Origin of the sequence: Echinicola rosea (genome assembly GCF_005281475.1) — a bacterium.
Classification (GTDB): domain Bacteria; phylum Bacteroidota; class Bacteroidia; order Cytophagales; family Cyclobacteriaceae; genus Echinicola; species Echinicola rosea.
The window spans coordinates 2,416,061-2,436,365 of sequence record NZ_CP040106.1 but is presented as its reverse complement, the minus strand read 5'-3'; the positions used below and the strand labels follow the sequence as shown (position 1 = coordinate 2,436,365).

The 20,305-nt window shown below is 45.8% G+C and carries 5 protein-coding genes; all 5 read right to left on the bottom strand.

Annotated elements, in window-relative coordinates:
- Positions 1-6 precede the first annotated feature (6 nt).
- Positions 7-8,787: an Ig-like domain-containing protein gene (locus tag FDP09_RS09790; protein WP_137402493.1), complete on the bottom strand. Its 8,781-nt coding sequence runs from the start codon at positions 8,785-8,787 to the stop codon at positions 7-9.
- A gap of 1,566 nt (positions 8,788-10,353) precedes the next feature.
- Positions 10,354-11,988 carry a RagB/SusD family nutrient uptake outer membrane protein gene (locus FDP09_RS09785; protein ID WP_137402492.1) on the bottom strand — a complete coding sequence of 545 codons (1,635 nt, stop codon included), beginning with the start codon at positions 11,986-11,988 and terminating at the stop codon, positions 10,354-10,356.
- A gap of 19 nt (positions 11,989-12,007) precedes the next feature.
- A complete protein-coding gene (locus tag FDP09_RS09780; protein ID WP_229683280.1) occupies positions 12,008-15,019 on the bottom strand; it encodes a SusC/RagA family TonB-linked outer membrane protein in 3,012 nt (1,003 codons plus the stop codon).
- A gap of 647 nt (positions 15,020-15,666) precedes the next feature.
- On the bottom strand, positions 15,667-16,965 hold the full coding sequence (locus FDP09_RS09775) for a DUF3472 domain-containing protein (RefSeq protein WP_137402491.1): 1,299 nt from the start codon (positions 16,963-16,965) through the stop codon (positions 15,667-15,669).
- 35 nt (positions 16,966-17,000) lie between these two features.
- Entirely contained in the window at positions 17,001-20,111 is a 3,111-nt protein-coding gene (locus tag FDP09_RS09770; protein WP_137402490.1) for a glycoside hydrolase family 2 TIM barrel-domain containing protein, read from the bottom strand.
- Positions 20,112-20,305: the final 194 nt, after the last annotated feature.

The window sequence follows — 20,305 nt, the reverse complement described above, 5'->3', positions numbered from 1 at the left end:
GATTCTTTATCTTAAAATGGTTACGTATCCTGTAAACTCGGTTTCTCTTCCTGAATCTCCATCCCTGATGATCACCCTGTAGTAGTAGGTTCCTTCGTCAAGGGATCCACCATCCCAATCATTGTTGTAGTTGGAAGTCTTGAACACTTCCCCACCCCATCGATTGACCACGATGATCTCATTGTCAGGATATAGCTCCGTCAATCCTTCGATCTCCCAAGTATCATTGATGCCGTCACCATTTGGAGAGAACACATTAGGTATAGTGACTTTCAACTGATCGTGACTAATGGTAGCGGTATTATCGCCCTCGAAACGATCGATTTGATCCGCTGTTTCCACTGTGGCTGAGTTGGTCACCAAGCCGCGGTCCCGTGCCTCTACACGAAGCATGATCTCTACCACGGTCTCTCCTGGTATTTCAGGAATAGTGAAGGTCAACTCCCCAGAATTAGCGTCGTAATTTTCAATTATATCCGCAGGAGCATTGGATCCCAAATACCTCACCTGATCTGGCATATAATCTGTCAAGGTCACATTCAGTGCTGGTGTGGCCGTTTTATTGGTCACGGTAAGGATGTAAGTAAATTCCTGACCGATCTCAATCACTGGTGCGGACACTGTTTTGTCCATTGCCAAGTCAACATCATCGCTTAGGATGGTCGTAGGATCAGAGTCGTCATCGTCTGGATCGGAATTATCACTATCCGCGGTGACACTGTTTACTACCCCTTGGCTTTCTGTCAATGCCATCACACCAAGTGTCAGCTCCAAGGTCTCACCTGCTCCAATTTCAGCAATTGTCCAAGTGACATTGTTACCCGAAACGGCACCTTCATGAGAAGCTTCCAAGACCTGTAGCTCAGCAGGCACATCATCGGTTACCACCACATTTTGGGCGGGAACTGCTCCTGAATTCGTAATGGCAATGGTGTAATTAAACATCTGTCCGACCACAACGGTTGGCAGTTCTGCTGTTTTGGTCACTTCCAAGTGGGCACAATCCTCAACCATGATCGCCAATCTTTCGACACTCTCACATCCCGTATTGACATCCACCTGGGCGGCATAATAAGTCATGCCTTCCATGAGTGCATCGGATGGATTCAGTTGGGTTCCGCCAGTAGCGGCATCGTACCAAACAATGCTTGCTTCATTTACCTGTAGGTCTGCGATCGTACCTCCACCGGTACCACAGAAGGTCTGGGTAGTCATGTCGGTAGTCGGAGTGGGAACTGTATTGACGGTTACAGTTATTGACAAGGCATCTCCAGGTCTGTTCTCACAAACACCGTCACCCTGAACTGTTACATAATATGTTGTAGTGGCGGTAGGCATTACCTCCATATCTTCCAGCTCCATCGTCAGATCAGCATCTGCATACCAGGTAAATACTGAGCCGGGCACGCTGCTGTTGGCAGTAAGGGTGAAGCTGCCGCCAGGACATACAGTCCCGCCATCGGCCTCGATATCATCAGCGGTGGCGTTTCTATTCACCACGACGGTTACTGCTTTGGCAGTGCCAGGGTTATTTTCACAAACCCCGGTACCACTGACGGTCACATAATAAGTAGTCGTCACTGAAGGGTTTACCTCTGCATCGGTGATTTCATCGGTAAGGTCTTCATCTGCATACCATGTGAATGTAGCATTTTCGATACTGCTGCTGGCGGTAAGTGTATAACTTTCGCCGGTACAGATCGTAGTTCCTTCTGCCTGAATGTCTGAGGCGGTACCGATCCTATTGACCGTCACGGTTACAGCTTTGGCGCTACCAGATGTATTTTCGCACACATCATCACCCGTAACGGTCACATAATAAGTAGTGGTACTCGCTGGCGAAACTTCCAGGTCGCTGATCGGGTTGGTCAAGGCTGCATCACTGTACCATGTAAAGGAAGCATTACTGATCGTGCTTGTCGCTTCAAGGGTAAAACTTTCACCCGCACAGATCGTCGCTCCGCTAGCCTCGATATCATCCGCAGTAGCCCCTCTATTCACCGTGACGGTCACTGCTTTTCCTTGTCCTGGCTTATTGGCACAGACGCCATCACCGCTCACGGCCACATAATAAGTAGTCGTCACTTCGGGACTAACGGTAGGATCGGTCAGTTCATTTGTCAATTCTGCATCTGAATACCACGTAAATACCGGATCATCGACCGTAGTACTGCTCGCATTCAAGGTATGGCTATCCCCTTCACAAATGGTGGCGTCATCAGCCTGAATATCAGAAGCGGTAGCATTTCTATTTACTGTCACGGTCACCATGACCGCATTATCAGTGTTACTGGCGCATACACCATCTCCACTTACGGCCACGTAATAGTTCTTGGTAGCGGCCGGCATTACTTCTGGGTCTGAGACTACCATCGTCAACGCGGCATCAGTAAACCAAGTAAACACAGGGTCTTGGATTGTTGTACTGGTAGCAGAAAGTGTAAACGTATCTCCTGCACAAATCGTCCCTCCATCGGCATCTATATCTGCTTTTACAGCATTTCTATTTACCGTAATGGTAACGGCCTTGGCTTCTCCGGGAGGATTTTCACATACGCCATCTCCACTTACGGTTACATAATACATCCTTGTACTCGACGGTGATACCGTTAGATCAGTCACCACATTGTTCAGGGCTGCATCGGTGTACCATGTAAATACCGGACTCTCCACTGTGCTGGTACCAGCACTCAACGTATAAGTATCTCCGGCACAAATGGTCGCATCAGCCGCATCTATATCTTCTGGAGTTCCCACCGCATTTACGGTTACCGATATGCTGGTTCTTTCACTACCGGTGCATCCCGAATTACCGTTTACTTCTACCCAGTAGGTAGCATCGGCGCTGACATTTTCCAGGCTGATGATATTATCGACAATAGAAATTCCATCCGTCACCTCATTTCCACCTATTTCAGCATCAAATAATTTATAAGTCAATCCACCGGCAAAATTGGTGACTTCAAAAATCGCATCATTGCCTGTGCCACACACTACCATGTCAGCCATGTTAAGGACTGGCTTGTCGAGCGTATTTGAGGTCCTGACATTGACCCCTTTCCCTGCAATATTCTCACATACGTCCCTTCCGCTTACGGTGACATAGAACATCTCACTACTGTTCTCGGCAATTCCCTCGATCGTCAAGGCTCCACTAGGAGCAATGCTATAGGTCACGCTTCCATCGCTGTCTCCATCATTTATCGGCATGGTCTTGGCTTCATCCAAATACCAACTGAATACTGGATCAGCCACATCAGTGCTTGGCGTCAAGGTCACAGGCGTGCCCACACATTGGGTGATTTCATCGGCTAACCCAATATCAGCATCCGTAGCGTTGCGGTTGATTTCAACAGGTACTTCTTTGAGCATATCTGGAGCATTTTCGCATCCATTATCTCCCACTACGCTTACGTAATAACGGTAAGGACTATCGGCGCCACTTAGGCCTGTAATGGTCAGCACACCATTAGCGTCAATAGCATAGCTAATGCCTCCATCCACATCACCATCCTCGATCGGCATGGTGCGGGCAGCATCCAAGTACCAGCTAAAGGCACCCGCACCAGTCACTAACGTGCTGCCAGGGGCCACTGAAGGCGTCAATACCACGGGCACGTCAGCGCATACAGGATTCTCATTTCCTGACACGGCTATATCTGCAGCTGTAGGACTTGGTTTCACCAATACATCCACTGGGATTCTTTCGGGATCCTCGCACGTACCTTTCACCACAGCCAAATAATACGTTACAGTACCAGGCGTCATCAACGCTCCTGTGGTGTAGGACGCTCCCTCTTCTAGCATAGTGCCACCAGTAGCCGTATCATACCACCTCAAAGTCGTTCCATCACTTGCCGTTGCGGAAAGTGTGGCCATATCGCCAGCGCATACTTCTGTGCCAGAACTGATCGATGTGGGTGAGGAATAATTGGTCTGTGCCTGATACACTCTCCATCCACTGTTCAGGATCCCTGCCAATGGCATATAGCTTATCCGGACGCGATCAAAATTACCACCTGCCGCAAATACAATCTCGGCTTTATCTTCTTGTCCTTCTAAAAGCCTTAAATCAATGACATTATCATCCACTACTCCACCATCGCTATTGGAAGTTTGTCCATTGTATGTTTCAAATCGTAGCCCGCTCAGCAAATCAAGATCGATCAATGATCCACCACTGCCGATGGTCACGATGATGGTATCGCCTGCAGTGCCATTGGATGGAAACTTAAGCTCTTGCCAAACACCTCCAGATACTGAAGCCGGCGCTATAAACCTGGCGTAGGTATTGGGGTTGCCGTCCACCGCATTATTGGGGTCTTCCACGGAACAAAGCACACATATCGGGTCGGTGCCATTGGTCTGTGCATTGGCAATCGTACAATCCTCAATTGGATTTGGAGGGCCTACGGTGACGGTCACCTCTCCTCTGCCCGCTGATGTACAGCCGGATGCCGAATTTCTGGCTTGAGCATAGAATGTATAGGTCCCTTGGCTCAACGGCCCGGTATTGTACGAGGCACCAGTGGCCAGTTCATTTCCTGCTTCATCGTACCAAACAATTTCCACATTTGCCGGAGCGGGGTCACCTACTGATGCGCTTAGCATCGTGCCAAAGCCTTCCGAGATGCTTACATCCCCGGAAACGCCTGGTACATCTGGCACTTCGTTTACCGTCAATGTTGCTGCAGTGGCTGTTCCAGGAAGGTTTTCACAAATACCATCTCCCTGAACCGTCACATAATAGGTGGTAGTCGAAGCAGGTGAAACTTCGTATTCAAAGCCTTCATGGATCAAATTGGTCAGGTCTGCATCACTGTACCACCTGAAAATCGGATTGGTTACGGTAGCACTTGAAGCTGACAATGTGGTGGTCTGTCCTTCGCAAATCGGAGCGCCGATCACTTCCAGATCGGATTCATCCGCAATTGGCAGAACAGTCACGCTGATCTCACTCCTGATGGTACCGACACAGCCTCCGGCACCACTTACGGCAACCCAATAAGATGCACCAGCAGCCACATCGCTAATGGTAATAATATTATTTGTTATACTGACTCCTGAAGTTACTTCCGTACCTCCAGTCGCGGCATCATATACCGTATATGTAAATCCTCCCGCCGAGTTGGTCACTTCAAATTCGGCGTCTTGTCCTGTTCCACACAGACTCACATCAGCGACGCTGAACGTAGGTGCAGGTAGGTTATCGGATACAGTAGCAGTCACTTTCTTGCCTTCTATATTTTCACAAACCTCATCACCAGTAACCGTCACATAAACTACTTCACTGGAACCATCAGCTATTCCTGTAATGGTCAGCTCGCCATCCGCATTTATGGCATAGGATATTCCGCCATCTGTGTCCCCATCGGTAATAGGAGCGGTTTTAGCAGCATCGTAGTACCACGTAAATACAGGGTTTGCTATACCGCTGGATGGGGACAACATCGCTGGCACGCCCACACATTGTGTGAGGTCGTCGATGTTGATGTCGTCATCAGTAGCGTTTCTATTGATGGTAAAATCCACCGCAATAGGACCTGGTGTACAGAAACCATCTGCAGAAAGTGACAAATAATAGGTATAATCGCCAGCTGTAAGACCTGACAGTTCTACGCTAGCATTGGTCTCATCAGAAAGTGGCTCTGGGGTACCGGCATTGTCCACAAACCACTGATAATCCACACTGGATGGCGCACCGGAAATCAAGCTGGCTTCCAAGGTAACCGGCTCAGAAGAAGGGCAAAATGCTCCTGCATCGATCCCATTTACCAAGATATTTTCCAACAGATCTCCCGAAGATTCCTTTACTCGGATTTCGATTGGCCTTCTATCGATTCCATCTTCACAGCCAAATCGCACGGTCTGCAAATAAACTGTCTGCACGGTACCTGGTGCCCAAGCAGCTATTTCATCTGTAGTGAGCGCGGTATCTCCAGTCTCATCAGTATAGAATTTGATTTGATCACAACTGGCATCTGGTAATTCGATAATATCCCCTGGACAAATCTCTATATAATCCTTTCCTGTAGTATCATCGTGCTGCTCTCCATCCAACTCACTCAGAGGGATGAGCTTTATTTCATATACACGAAGGTTATCGATGGCCTCCACCACTCCACCTGTGAGGATTTTAATCCGGTCAAAAGGCGTGTCATTGATAAAGGTCAATGCCTGTTCGGTATCACCCTCCAGCAAACGCAGCTCAAGAAGGCTTGACCCCACTTCCAAAGGCTCACCGACTTCCTGATTGCCCAGATAGCGCTGTATAGTATATCCTTCCAATAAGGTCAGATCCAACAGTCCTGTCGCCGCACCAACTTTTATAAATACAGAGTCGCCTGCAATCGCCGGAGCAGCAAAGGTCACATCCAACTTGGTGCTGACATTGACACCAACGGCATTGTTCATGACCGCATAAGTGCTTTCATCATTATCAAAAGCCAATGCTGGATCGGTTACTGATGTCAATCCACTGGCCACATCCAACCCGCCAATAATCGATTCAAAACCAGCCAAATAGTCCAACGCTCCAAAAGTGCAACTCTCTAGTGTAGTACTGGTCTCATGATAATAAGCTCCATATACCCTTACTTGCTGAACAGCATTTAGCAAGGAGGCCAAAGAGATTTTCACAGCATTGTAAGGCACTGGAACACCATTGGCGTCCACAGGGATAAATGTATAGACAAATTCATTAATGCCATTTACGGCAGATACGAGGTTGGCATCGGCGACTTGGCGAATGCCCAAAAGTTCATCCCCGTTCACCGGATCACCATCCACCGCCTGAACGTAGATTCCTCCAGCTACACCGGCAGCACCATATTCTCTGCCCAACTTGATGGAAACCGGCGTACCAGCAGGCACCATGGTATTCCAGCGAATTGTTTGGGAAGTTTCTCCTGTCAGTCCCAATAGGCTGGTACCTACTGTCTCCAATAGCTCGGAGTAATCCTGCATGTTACTTCCTGCTGCCAATTCCGTACTGCTGACCGAGCCAAGCTGCAAGCCTAACAGACTACTGGTAGTAAAATCCTCGGCACTAGTGGCGTACCTTCTATTGTAAACCGGCGGACATCCTTCAGGATCAAAGACGTTCACGACCACATCGACAAAATTGGTACATTCAGCCCCGGTTGCCGATACGCGATATACATATCGACCGCCTTGGGTAAATTGCCCTGCAATGTTCGGTGCGGTAAATGGTGCACCTTCCAAGCCCGTCCATGTGACGGGGACATCGCTGCCGTCCTCATTGACAGCTGTCGCGGCGGGAAGGAAAAATGACTCCCCTACAGCCATGGTATAAACCGCCGATCCGTTTAATGAAATCCTTGGATTTTTATTGATATCTACTGTAGCCGGTACACGAATGGACGCTTCTGCACAGCCCGGTCGTACAGTAGATGCATAATACGTGGACTTACCACCTATTTCACCAATATTAAAACTGGCACCAGTATGCAATAAATTGCCGCCAATAGGTGCATCGTACCATTTTATTTGGTCTCCACTGGCCACTGCTGCATTCAGCGTCACATCTTCACCAGCACAAACCAACATGTTTTGCTCATCATCCACGCCATCGATCACAGGACGGCCTGGCGTACGGGTGACTTCATGTACCCTTAAGCTCTGGGATGTCCCAAGATCCAGCAATGTGCTCACTTCTATCTCAAACCGGTCAAAGGCAGCCCCAGGCGTCATCGTAAAGGTAACGGTTTCCCCATCTGCCAATAAACCCAATAAGTCCAACTGCGCAATCCCTAGTAATTCACTGCCTAGATTTTCTAAATCCTGACGGCCCACCTCGGTATCACCATTGTAAGCCACCAGTTCTATGTTTCCTAGTAAATTGACATCCAAAACATCCGGATCGGCGCTGAATGTCACCATTACTTCATCGGTATCTTTGCCTATGCCATCAAAGTAAAAGTGTTGCTCCAATACTCCGGCAATGCTCAAAACACCCGGACTGAGAGCGGTAAACGTACTTTCGTCACCATCAATGGCAAGATGAAGATCATCCGCAGCAGAGCCGGACAAATTCAGCAGATCGAGGTTTACCCCGCTCACATCATATGAGGTACCGACTGGGTTTCCGCAGATACTGGCAGACTCGTAAGTATAGGCAGTAAACACATCCAAGTTTACCTCATCCCCTAATCCGATTAGGGATAAGGACCCATTTTCTATGAAGACCCTATCATATTCAGCATCGGGCGTAATGGCAATGTAAAAGTTTCCATCAGCTCCTGTGATTACCCTAGCTCTCTCAATATTGAAGCCTTGGTCAGTACTCCTCGAAAACACTTCTGTATTTCCATTACGAGCGATGATCGTGAACTCCTGCTCCCCTAGGGCCACCAAACTAAGCACGTCACCTAGTAAATTGCCCAAGCTTCCACCTAGCAGTAAATTAAACAAACCACTGCTTCCATCCACCCGGACATAAGTAGTGGTATTGGCAGGAATGGTAAGGGGGTATTTTAATTCCAACTCTCCATGATACGATCCGAGCCCCGCAAGCAGTCCCGGACTGGCCAGTAGTCGACCGAAATGTTCGTCATCCACCGTTGCATTCTCTGGATTTTCTACTGTGTGTTTATCATATGGAGGAAAATCCAAAAGTCCTGCAGGAACATTTGGGCTGAAATGGGTCACTTCATCTGCTACTATTTTAGTCCCCTGCCCATATAATCCGTGGAAGGATAGCAGAAGTAGTAGAAATAAAACCGTAACGTCCCTACACGTTATTGGTTTGGTAAAAATCGATGCCATAAAATTAAAATCGTTTAATAATTGTAAAGGTCTTATGTTTCTCTCTTCACGACTGAAGGCGTATTATTTACCACCATATCCTAGCGGCAGAACAACAAAATATAACTTTACATATATTATATATTGTTAATAAAAACACCCCTCAGTAAATAATTGGATACTCATCACGTTATATAATTAGGACAAAACACCAAATCACGTTAAAAAAGCACCCAAAAGTCTATATAAGCAGTAAATACCCTTACTAAAAAGACCAATTACCGACTCATACACTTATCAAAATTAACCACAAAAAAATCAATTATTATTAAAAATATTTATATGATACAGCATGGTGAAAATATGCCATAATTCACCTGTTTCTTGTCATTTTAACTTCAAAACCCATCGCACCAATCCTAAGACAACCGCCCTAAAAAGAAGCAAGCAACATCTCTAAGTGCGGGCGATCCTTCATGGAGATCCCCCTTCTTATGGGTTGCCGGGTCAATGCCGTTTAGTTAAGAAGATTTTCCAATACGGATCGTCCATTGAGAGCGTTATTACTTTAATCCATGCCATGGCCTTTTAAAATATGTACAAAATGGATCCGCCTTGCAGGTATTGGGCGTTAAGAAATTAAAAAGCGGGTGGGCAAGAAGGCAGGCTTGTTTGACGAAATACTAGCCAAAAAGAATGTTGGCTACTAGAAAAGGAGGAGTTTGCCTGCATGAGGGAAGGTTTTAATTTTAGGCCAATAGATGCACACATGTGCGCCGTGGCGTAGCGGCGGTTTTTTTTGGTTACTTTTTTGACCTGAAGCAAAAAAGTGACAAAGTAAAGTGATGAAAACCATCTTGGAACTTAGCAGAAAAACAATAGAACCAATATTTCCAGGTACATACTAACTAAACGGCATTGGTTGCCGGGTGCCTCCTGCTACAATCATGGATATGAATAGAGAACATTTCGGTATAAATATCAGTGTACTAGTCTCCATCGGACTGAAAAAAATGGCTCTATATGGATTATAGTGGGTAAAGATATTATTCCGGTTAAATTAATGTTGATTCATGTTCCTTTTCAGTGGGCAATTTTCTATTCTGCCTTGAGGTATTTGACGTTAAGAAATCAAAGAAGTGGGCTGGAAAAAGCGCAGGCTTGTTTGACGTGAATCAGTACAAAAAATTGGTATGCTGCACAAATAGAGGAGTTTGCCTGCGTGAGTGCTGGCTTTGATTTTAGTCATATAGCTCACCGCAGCGGGTTTTTTTGGTTACGTTTTTCACCTGAAGGAAAAAAGTAACAAGGCAACAAGATGAAAGGCAAGCTAGAATTTGACATGCAAAGTAATAGCTACCCATAGTAAATCATATAGAACCAAAAAAATTTAGAAGATTCACTTATGGATTATATTTAATAAAAACAATAACATAAATCTCTATAACGCACCGCACAGTAGCAGACCAGTACCAACTGTCTCATCAGGGAAAGTTTGTGTCCCCACCAAAAGTATCATCAGATGGCTGGGCAAACAAAAAGCCACCCGTTTTAGCGGGTGGCTCTTCATTTGGCTAATTCTTACCATCAAGGATTTTGTGTCAATCCTTCATGTATGAGCAATTGTCCTTCTGGCAAATATTCTATCACAGCATTATCATTTGCAGGAATGGTATAGATCGGGCTGGTTCCAGACAAGTGAGTACCTGGATACTCGCGATTCATTGTCCTGTCGTTTCTGAAAACATCCATTTTCCGATGCCCTTCATAGGCCAATTCCAGCTGACGCTCTTCCAAAACCACGTCCAATACAGACTTGTCTCCCAGATTTGCCATCGTGTGCAGTCCGATATCTGGAATGCCCGCCCTGGACCTGATCGTGTTTACATCTTCTAATGCCGCGGCATCATTTCCTAGTTTGGCATTGGCTTCTGCCCTATTCAGGTACATTTCTGCCAATCTAGATATGACAGGAGACCAAAGGTGTACCTGATCTTCTTGACCAGAACACTTAAGGACATAATATTTAGGAAAACCATTTCGTACATCCAACTTATTATCAATCAAAACCCGCTTGGTACCTTCTGCTGTTTCGATAAAATAGTGGTAGCCACCATGGCCGTCGCTTTCTTTCGCCAACATCTTTTGTTGACCGTCTTCAGTGTACACATAGTCATCTCCAGAGGCAGTCACTTCTTTCCATTTATACGAAAAGGTATCATCTACGTATAGGGCCCAAGTAATGCTTTCGTCCACCACCACGGGCTTGATGAAATTGTATCGCTGGTCTTCAGGATATTCCCTGACCATTTCCAAGTATCTTCTGGAAGCGTACATCTCACCCCATCCAGTACCTTGAATATTGGCATACAAAGAGCCCACGGTGTACCACCCATTGCTCGCATAATCAGCATCCGGTATAAACTTGATCGCAAAGATTGTCTCTGAGTTTGACTCTGGAGCCAGCTTGGTGTAGTCAGATAGCCGCTCGGTCGCCACCAAACCAAACTTCCCTGAATCAATTACCCTATCGGCAAATTCAATGGCCTTGGCATTATCTTCCATGTAAAGATAGAGTCTTGACAGCAGTGCCCATGCAGCTTCTTGTGTAGCATACACATTGGATTTGTCTTCCGTAAAGAGGGATGCAGCGCGTAGCAGATCCGACTCCACTTGATCATAAACCTCCCCAACGGTGGATCGCACAGGAATGCTCTCAGGATCACCATCCAGCTTTAACGGTACACCTTCATTGTCCCTGCCTTGTACATAAGGCCGGCCAAAAATATTCACCAACTGATAGTGCATCAATGCCCTGATATAATAGTTTTCAGCCAATAGCTGATCATCTGCATCTGACGCTCCTTCCTCTACCGCTTCGATCACCTTATTGGTCCCCACAATGATCTGGTAAGAGCTTCTCCAGAAACCTGCCACACGGGAGCCATTGGGAATACGCTGGTAATTATAGGTGAAAAACAGCGGATCCGTAGTCGTCCCACTTAGGGCCACATTGTCCGAAGGATATTCAAAAAGGCGGTGCCAATTGTCGCTCCATCCTTTCATTCTACTGTAGTTTCCCAAGGTTACCGACTGGGCACTTGTTTCTGAATTGGCCAAGTCATCGGAAGTAATGGAATCGTATGGACTTCTATCTATATTACAGGCAGAAAGGGTGAGCACAGCCAGCCCAATCCAGTATTTTTTATTTAGGTATTTCATAATTTCGTAACTTTTTAGATCAGAAAGAAAGATTTACACCGAAGGTAAGGCGTCTAGGAAGTGGGTAAGGAGATGAGGTATCCCCATTTACGGCTGCTTCAGGATCCAAACCAGAGTAATCGGTGATCGTAATCAAGTTGTCTGCCGAGAAATAAGCACTCAGGCTTCCAATCTTCCAGGAATCTGTAATTTGGGAAGGAATGGTATATCCCAAGGTCACATTACGCATTCTCAAATAGCTCGCATCTTCCAAATATCGGGAAGAGGTTTTGTGCGCATTATTGTTCCCTCCATATATAGGCTGTGGATGTGTGGCATTTGGATTGTCAGGTGACCATCTGGACCAGCCATCCTGTAACCTCATGAAATTATAAGTAGGATATGCGCCATCGCTGTCAAACAGCTCTCGAGCCGATTGATAAACCATTGCCCCTTCAGAATAAGCAAAAGTAGCGTTTAGATACACTCCCTTGTATTCCATACTGGAGCTTAGACCACCGAAGAAATCCGGTGTGGAAGTCCCCACTTTTTGAAGGGTCGCTGCTGAGTATGATCCTGTAATGGTGGTTTCCCCAGTTGCAGGATCTACCTGCTCCCACTGCGGTGTACCGTCCTCTGGATTTACACCGGCCCACTTTCTCATGTACCAGGTATCGATATTTTCACCTTCTTCAATGATCGTATTTCCTGAAATTTGGCTCTTTCCGCCATAAAGTTCCGTGATCTCATTGTCGTTTTTGCCGATATTAAAATCCAATCGCCAGTTAAAACCTGATGCAGTGTTCAGCACATCAGCCCCCAAGGTAAACTCAATCCCCCTGTTTCTTACACCACCGATATTGTCAAAATATCCCGTATATCCTGACACATCTGGAAGGGGCACAAAGTGAAGCAGCCCACTGGTGCTTTTGTTATAGACTTCCAGCACACCGGTCAGCCTGCTCCACAGGCCAAACTCCACTCCAATATTGGTATCGTATGTTTTTTCCCATGTCAGGTCATCATTGCCAAGCGTAGAAGCTACGGCCGCCGGATCACCATTATATTGGGCATTGAGGGAATAAAGCTCGTACTGTGGATACAATGAATTAGGTGTATTTCCTACACCACCATAGGATGCTTTTAACCTTAAATAATCAAACGCCTGGCTATTGAAGAATTCCTCTCTATTAATATTCCAGGATCCACTGATCGCAAAAAAGTTTCCATATTTGTTATTTGCCCCAAAACGCGAAGCCCCATCGCGCCTGAAAGAAACTTGTGCATTATACTTGCCTTTGTATCCGTAATTGGCATTGAAGAGGTAAGACTGGAATGCATAATCATTTTTGGTCCCTCCTATCGTCGTGGGCTCGGAAGTACTGCTAATGATCGATGCACCAGGCACAATCCCCTTACCTGTGGCGCTTAGACTGTTATAGACGTAATCATTATACTCGTAGGCTATCAAAGCACTGATTGTATGGTCATCAATGGTCTTATTATACGATAACATTTGATTGGTAAATCGCGTGGTTCTTTTACCTATCCCATTATACAAGCGTCCATTGTCCGCCAGTCCACTATTGGAGCGAGGATCCGTGTACGAAAAGGTCTCTGCTTCATAATAAGTGATGTTATTGGTAGAGATAAAGGATAAATTTTCCGTAATATCATACTGAAAATCCACATTGGCCATCACATTTACTGTATCGCCAGTAGAGTAGTTCCATTGGAGGTCGTAGAGATAATTGCTATTGTCCCTGCCATACCAGGTCACGTCCCCTTCTTGCGGATTTACCGGCTTGCCATCCTCTCCATAGGGATTGTCCCAAGGAAGGTTGCGGTACATATCATAAATGCTGTGCTGTCTGTTTTCGGTATTGATATAGGTGGCCGCGAGTTTTGGTTTGATGGTGAATTTTGGTGAAATATCATATTCAAAATTCACTCGACCGGTCATTCGCTCGTATGTATAGCCTTTCACCGAACCCTCTTCTTTAAAATAATTGCCCGTAGCAAAAACCCTGGTCTTATCGGCGGTACCTGTATAGCTCAGGTTATAGTCCTGAACAGTCCCCGCTTGCGTACCGATATCCAACCAATCCGTATCCGTGTCAAGAAGTGATTCGTTGTAATAATCGGGAATCGCACTTTCATTTGGAAACTGACCCCACAAGTCATACATTTCTTGGCTATTGGAAATCTCAAATCCGCCCGTATTGAAGAGAGAAACCCCCGTCTTGGCACTTACATTAATAGTACTGGTATTTGCTCCCTGAGCGGTTTTGGTGGTGACGACTACCACACCATTCGCCCCGCGAGAACCGTACAATGCTGCAGATGCCGCATCTTTCAAAACGGAAATGCTCTCGATATCTGCAGGGTTGATATTTGGCGTACCGTGCCAAATCACACCGTCCACTACCCAAATAGGATTTACCGAAGACCGAATGGAATTCTTACCCCTTATTCTAATTTTGGGAAGTGATCCCGGGGCCCCAGATGAAGCACTTACATCGACACCTGCCAGCTTACCTTGCAGCATGTTCCCGACATTTGGAGAAGTAATGTCCTGGAGTTTATCTCCGTCCACAATGGCTACCGAACCGGTGAGGTTTTCCCGCTTTTGGGAAGTATAACCGGTAACCACCACTTCCTCCAATCCTTGCGTATCCTCTTTTAAAACAATCTCCAATTGGCTGCTGCCTCCTACCGTGACCTCTTGGCTCTTAAAACCAATAAACGATACTTGAAGCACAGCGTCTTCTGGAATATCCTTTAGTATAAAATTACCGTCCATATCGGTAATGGTTCCTTTGGTGGTACCTTTCACCAAGATACTCACTCCCAAAAGCGGCTCTCCCGAAGAATCCGAAACGGTTCCTTGAATATCTATTTCTGCTTCCTCTGCAAAATTGCTGCCCTCATAGCTGTCAATTTTCAGCACCTCTCCCTTTAAGGGACTGGCACTTACCGGGAATGCGGTCGCCGATAGGGAAAAACTTCCTAAGGCTACCCACCCTAATCTGGTAAGTAGTTTTTTCATCATAATTTTCGATTTGTGTTGGTAAACAGTTTACAGATCCCCAGACTCCAAGCCTCCTGGGGCTCCTACTCATTCTTGTTATCGTTAGTACTTGGGTTTAATGCTAAATCATACCGGGACACCAAGGAAATCGCTATTAAGCCATCAATTTAGAGATGTCCGCCTGAGCGGAATCAAGGGCTAGACACAGCACCTCGACCCTGCTCGATCCGACCCTTTATCACCTGAATGAAGCAACAACACTGGGTTAGAGGCGATTTCACTGACCAGGATACCCCTTGCTTTCTGAAGGTCCCATTTCAATGTACACCCATGACAGAAATAGTACTTTTCAACCATTGGGTTAAACAAATACCAGAAAGAAAAACGCAAACCACCTTCACTTTCTTTTCTATTTGTTTCATTACCATCCTAAATGTAACAAATAAATATTTCGAATCAATAAATATGGATCACATTATACAGATAAAATTAGAAAACAAAAGAAAATTACTTACGAAAAGATTTTTAAAGAATAATATTAACCTCAAACCCGCAATCCACCGTCTCCAAAAAGTAGCTTTTGGTCTTACCATCAACGACCACCAAAAAAAAAGAGCCTATACATTTAAAACGCATAGGCTCTTTTGAAAACTTTACTTTTTTTGCTGTTAAGGCAAACTGTTCACATCCACTTCTGGAGAATTATGGGTTGGGGCTCGTTGGTGCATACTGTTAAGCGCTTCAAACGCATCGAAAAAACCACCATTGCGCAAGAAGAACCTTCCCGCTTCTTCTCCCCCAGCATAATCCATTCTATAGCCTCTATTGGCAATATCATCCCCCGTAAACTTCGCCTCCGTAAGCTCTACCCAATTACCTTGCACATCCATTGCCCACTGGTCATGATAAAAAGCCTTTCTCCCAATATATCCATTGCTGTCGATAAAATTCTCCAAAAAAGAATGTGGCCGCTTATACCACGTGTCGGTCTGAGGTCTCAGAAAACTGGCAATCAACTTCCACTCACCTAGCTCTGGCGCATAGAAATAGGCCGTATAAATGGTATTGCCCTTCCCGTCAGGCTCCACGGAATTTAGGAACCTGTAGGTATTTCCCGTGATCCACTTGTATTTCCAATAGCTCTGTCCACCAGATCCCTCGTTTCCAAATTCACCTGTATAAACACCGTCTCCCTTTTTCAGCAGCTTGATCTGCTGATCCTCAGGGATTTCATCAGGGTTATCCGTATGAAAGGGGCTCCAAACGGAAAACAGCACCCTGCGCTCATCATCTGAATTGGCTTGTATCCCGAAATAACCTTCTCCAAAACCATTGGCCATATAATAGGAGCCATTCGGATCTTCACCCTCAGGAACGGTAATTTCATTGTAAAACCACTTAAAGTCCTTATCACCCGGTAAGGTATAGCTTAAGTGAACGGATGGCCCTCTTCGCCCCCAATAATAGCGGTTGCTTTCATTATCTTTCACAAAGACAATTGGCGCCTCTTCCTTCACGTTCACCAAAAGGGATTCAACGGAGGGAAAATGTGCCCCTTCCTTTGCTTTACCTTTAATATCTACATTCACATACCCCTGCCCTAGATCAAATGTCCCCACACTCACCGTATCGGAACCCTCTGCAGAAACCGTAACACCCTTACGTTGTCCAGCTGCTGTTACCTCAAATGTACATGACGATTTTCCATCCAACACCAGTTGCAAAAAAACCTGCTGTGGCCTTTCCATTTTAAAATAGGTACTCAAAACCGCTTCCTCAGAAGTCCAGTCCTGCACGCCATTCCGGGTCACTTTTAACCCTTTACCGGCTGTCAAATATGAATTGCCTCCTATCGGGATTTTGGTCGTCACTTGGAATTCCTTGGCTACCTCCTGAAGTCCTGAAGACTCACAGGCCAATAATACTCCCAGAACGGCCATTGGCAACAATCTTTTAATACTCATCATATTGGGTTTTATTTTAGTATTTCTTAACGATTTAATTAAAACGGTGCAATCACGTAACTATAGGCATAATCCTCAAAAGCGACCCTATATTCTTCCAGCGCAATGGATCCCCAGCTATTGATTCCCGCCACACCGGTTTGGACCAGGTCCACATGCAAATTGGTGAAACCATTTGGCTCCAGTTCGCCACTATGGATGTTTTGCTTTTCCTTGCCTGGATACAGCTGGTCAATTCCGTATGGAAGTGCGCTCACGTTCAGCAGATCATCCACTGCATAGATCGTCACACCCTCCTTTTGGGACCTACTGACAGAAGCCCAACGAACGTCGGTTTTATTGCCAGACTCCTGCGGCCTGACATAGGGATGGTATTGCTCCAGAACACTGCCTTCGTAAAGCCCCACCTGGGCACTGTACTTTCGATCTGAATAGCTTTCCCACGGCCCTCTACCATACCATTTAAAATGATCAAGCTTACCGGGGAGCTTCAGGTCGTTTCCGATCTTCAACAGATAATCGTGCTCTCCTTTTAAGGCTTTAAAATCATTGTCCACTTTGATTTTACCGGTGTTGTCAAAACTATACACTTGAGTAAAAGCAGCATCCCCTCCAAGCACTTCGTACGTAACTGTCACCTGATAGGTCCCGTCCGCTGCAGCTTGGTGCTCCAAACTTTTAAGCGACGTCACATTTCCATGCTGATAGTCCAGTTTGCTCCCACGACCACCACCAAAGTCATTATCCACAAGTGGCCGGAAAAGGGACAAGGAGGGACCGTCCACAATCAACGTTTCCTTCCCAACCATATAATCATGAAAACGCCCTGTAGAAGTATCGAAATAAACACTGAAGTTCTTATTGCCAATCAGCAACTTGCCGGATTCTTCACTCACCTCGAGTGCTGCCCGGACAGGCTCAAATGTCATCAACACAGGATCTGTCAAGGCAAATTCCTCCTCCGCCAATAGCGTACCTGGCGCCATCCTTCCCTCTTCTTCGATGATCTTACCTTTTACTTGCAAACGGTATTCGGCACTCTCTTCCCGGGTCAGTTCAAAAGGAAGTTCCACTGTAGTATGCTGCCTTGGCGCCAGCGCAAACGAACCGATGGCGGCGCGCTTGACCTCCTCACCGTCCTTTAGCAAGATCGCCTCAAATGTGTAATTGGAAAGGTCCCTAAAGAAGTACTCGTTAAATATCTCCAAACGGTCATTGGCAGTCAATTCAAAAGTAACCTCTTGATGCACCCTTCTCACTTCATAGGCATGTGGGTTCCACCTTCTGTCCGGCATGATCACCCCATTGATCAAGAAGTTATCATCGCTAGGCGTCCCTTCGGGCCCCCAATCGCCACCATAACCAAAAATCTTTTTCCCATCTTTCTCCAGGTAAATTCCTTGATCTACCCAGTCCCAAATGTATCCACCCTGAAGCATCGGGTACGCCTTGATCACCTCCCAATATTCTCGGAAATTCCCCATACTATTCCCCATGGCATGGGCATATTCACTCATGATATACGGCCTTGGAGGATTGCTTTCTGCGTACCTGATCATGGATTTTGGATGCGGATACTGAGGGACGATAATATCGGTATTCCATTCATATGTCGAACGCTCGTACTGCACTGGTCGCGAAGGATCGTAAGCTTTGATCCACTCGTAGGCTTTATAAAAGTTATAGCCATTCCCTGCTTCATTTCCCATGCTCCAAGCGACTACAGAGGGGTGGTTTTTGTCCCGGAACACCATTCTTTTGATTCTCAGCATATGGGCGTACAGCCACTCTGGGGCATTGCCCAATGAACGCTCCGGACTGTAATACATCCCGTGCGATTCGATATTGGCCTCATCGATCACATAAAAACCATATTGGTCGCATAGCTCATACCAGTAAGGATCATTGGGATAATGTGAAAGGCGGACTGCATTCATATTCAGCTCTTTCATGATCCGGACATCAGTTTCCATCTGCTCTTTCGTGATCACATGGTGCGTCTCCGGATGGGATTCGTGACGGTTTACCCCCTTAAAGAGTACCGCTTTTCCATTCACTAAAAACTGGTTTCCTACGATTTCATACGTCCTAAAACCTACATTTTGGCGGATGATCTCAAGGGGTTCTCCCGCTGCATTGGCCAAGGTCAGTTCCAGCTGGTATAGTGTCGGAATTTCCGCGGACCAAGCCTTGACACTGGGTATTTCAGTGGTAAAATTCAAGACCGTCTTACCTAGCTTACGCTTCAGACCAATGGTCTTCTGCTCTTTTTCGAAGATCACATTCCCTTCAGGATCAAAAAGTTTTGCGGAAACCGTATTTCCCCCTTGCGCTTCATCAGTACGATTCCAAAGATCAACGGTCACATTTAACTTACCATCCCTATAACTATTGGTCAAAGGACTTTTTACGAACAGGTCATAAAAATGCACTTTCGGACGGCTGTAGAGGTAAACATCCCGCTCTATCCCTGAAATACGCCAAAAGTCTTGCGCCTCCAGGTAAGATCCATCATGCCATCTTCTCACTTCTATGGTGATCAGGTTTTCGCCGTCCTGCACATAATCGGTCAATTCAAACTCTGACTCCAGCTTACTGTCTTCCCCCATTCCCACATATTCTCCATTTACATATAACCTGAATGCCGCTTTGACCGCTCCCAAATGGATAAAGACTTGCTGGTCTTCCCAACCATCCGGCAAGGCAATCCTGCGGCGGTAAACACCTACTGGATTTTTCTCATTTTCAATATAAGGAGGGTTTGGATTATCCACGGCAAACTCAAAAGGATGGTTTACATATATCGGTGTACCATACCCATTGAACTCCCAGTTTGCAGGCACTTGAAAATCATCCCAAGAGGCATCGTCAAACGAAACCTCATAAAAACCATCAGGAAGTTTCGAATAATGGTCAATCCAAAGGAATTTCCAAGTTCCGTTGAGGTCAAAAAAACGCTCAGAAGCAGCTTTTTCACCTTTTTCGGCCAACGCTTCATTTTCATAAGGAAAATAAGAACTGCGCATCGGCAACCGGTTTTCCGCTTGGACGTTGGGATTTTCAAATATCGGGTCGGCTTTCCTGTTTTGGGCAGATAGCTGTGTCACGCAGACAAGCGCACAAAACACCGAGGTAATGATCGACTTCATGAAATTAATTTTTATTTATAAGCTCAGTACCCTACAAAAAAAGGAAATAAAACGAATACTTTATAATGTAATATGAAATAATTTGAAAATAAAAATAAATCAAAAGTCAACTTTCGAAACAGAAAACCATTCACCCTGATAATTTTCCATTCAACCCAGTTAATGCATTTGGAATTACCAAGAGTGCCGAACGT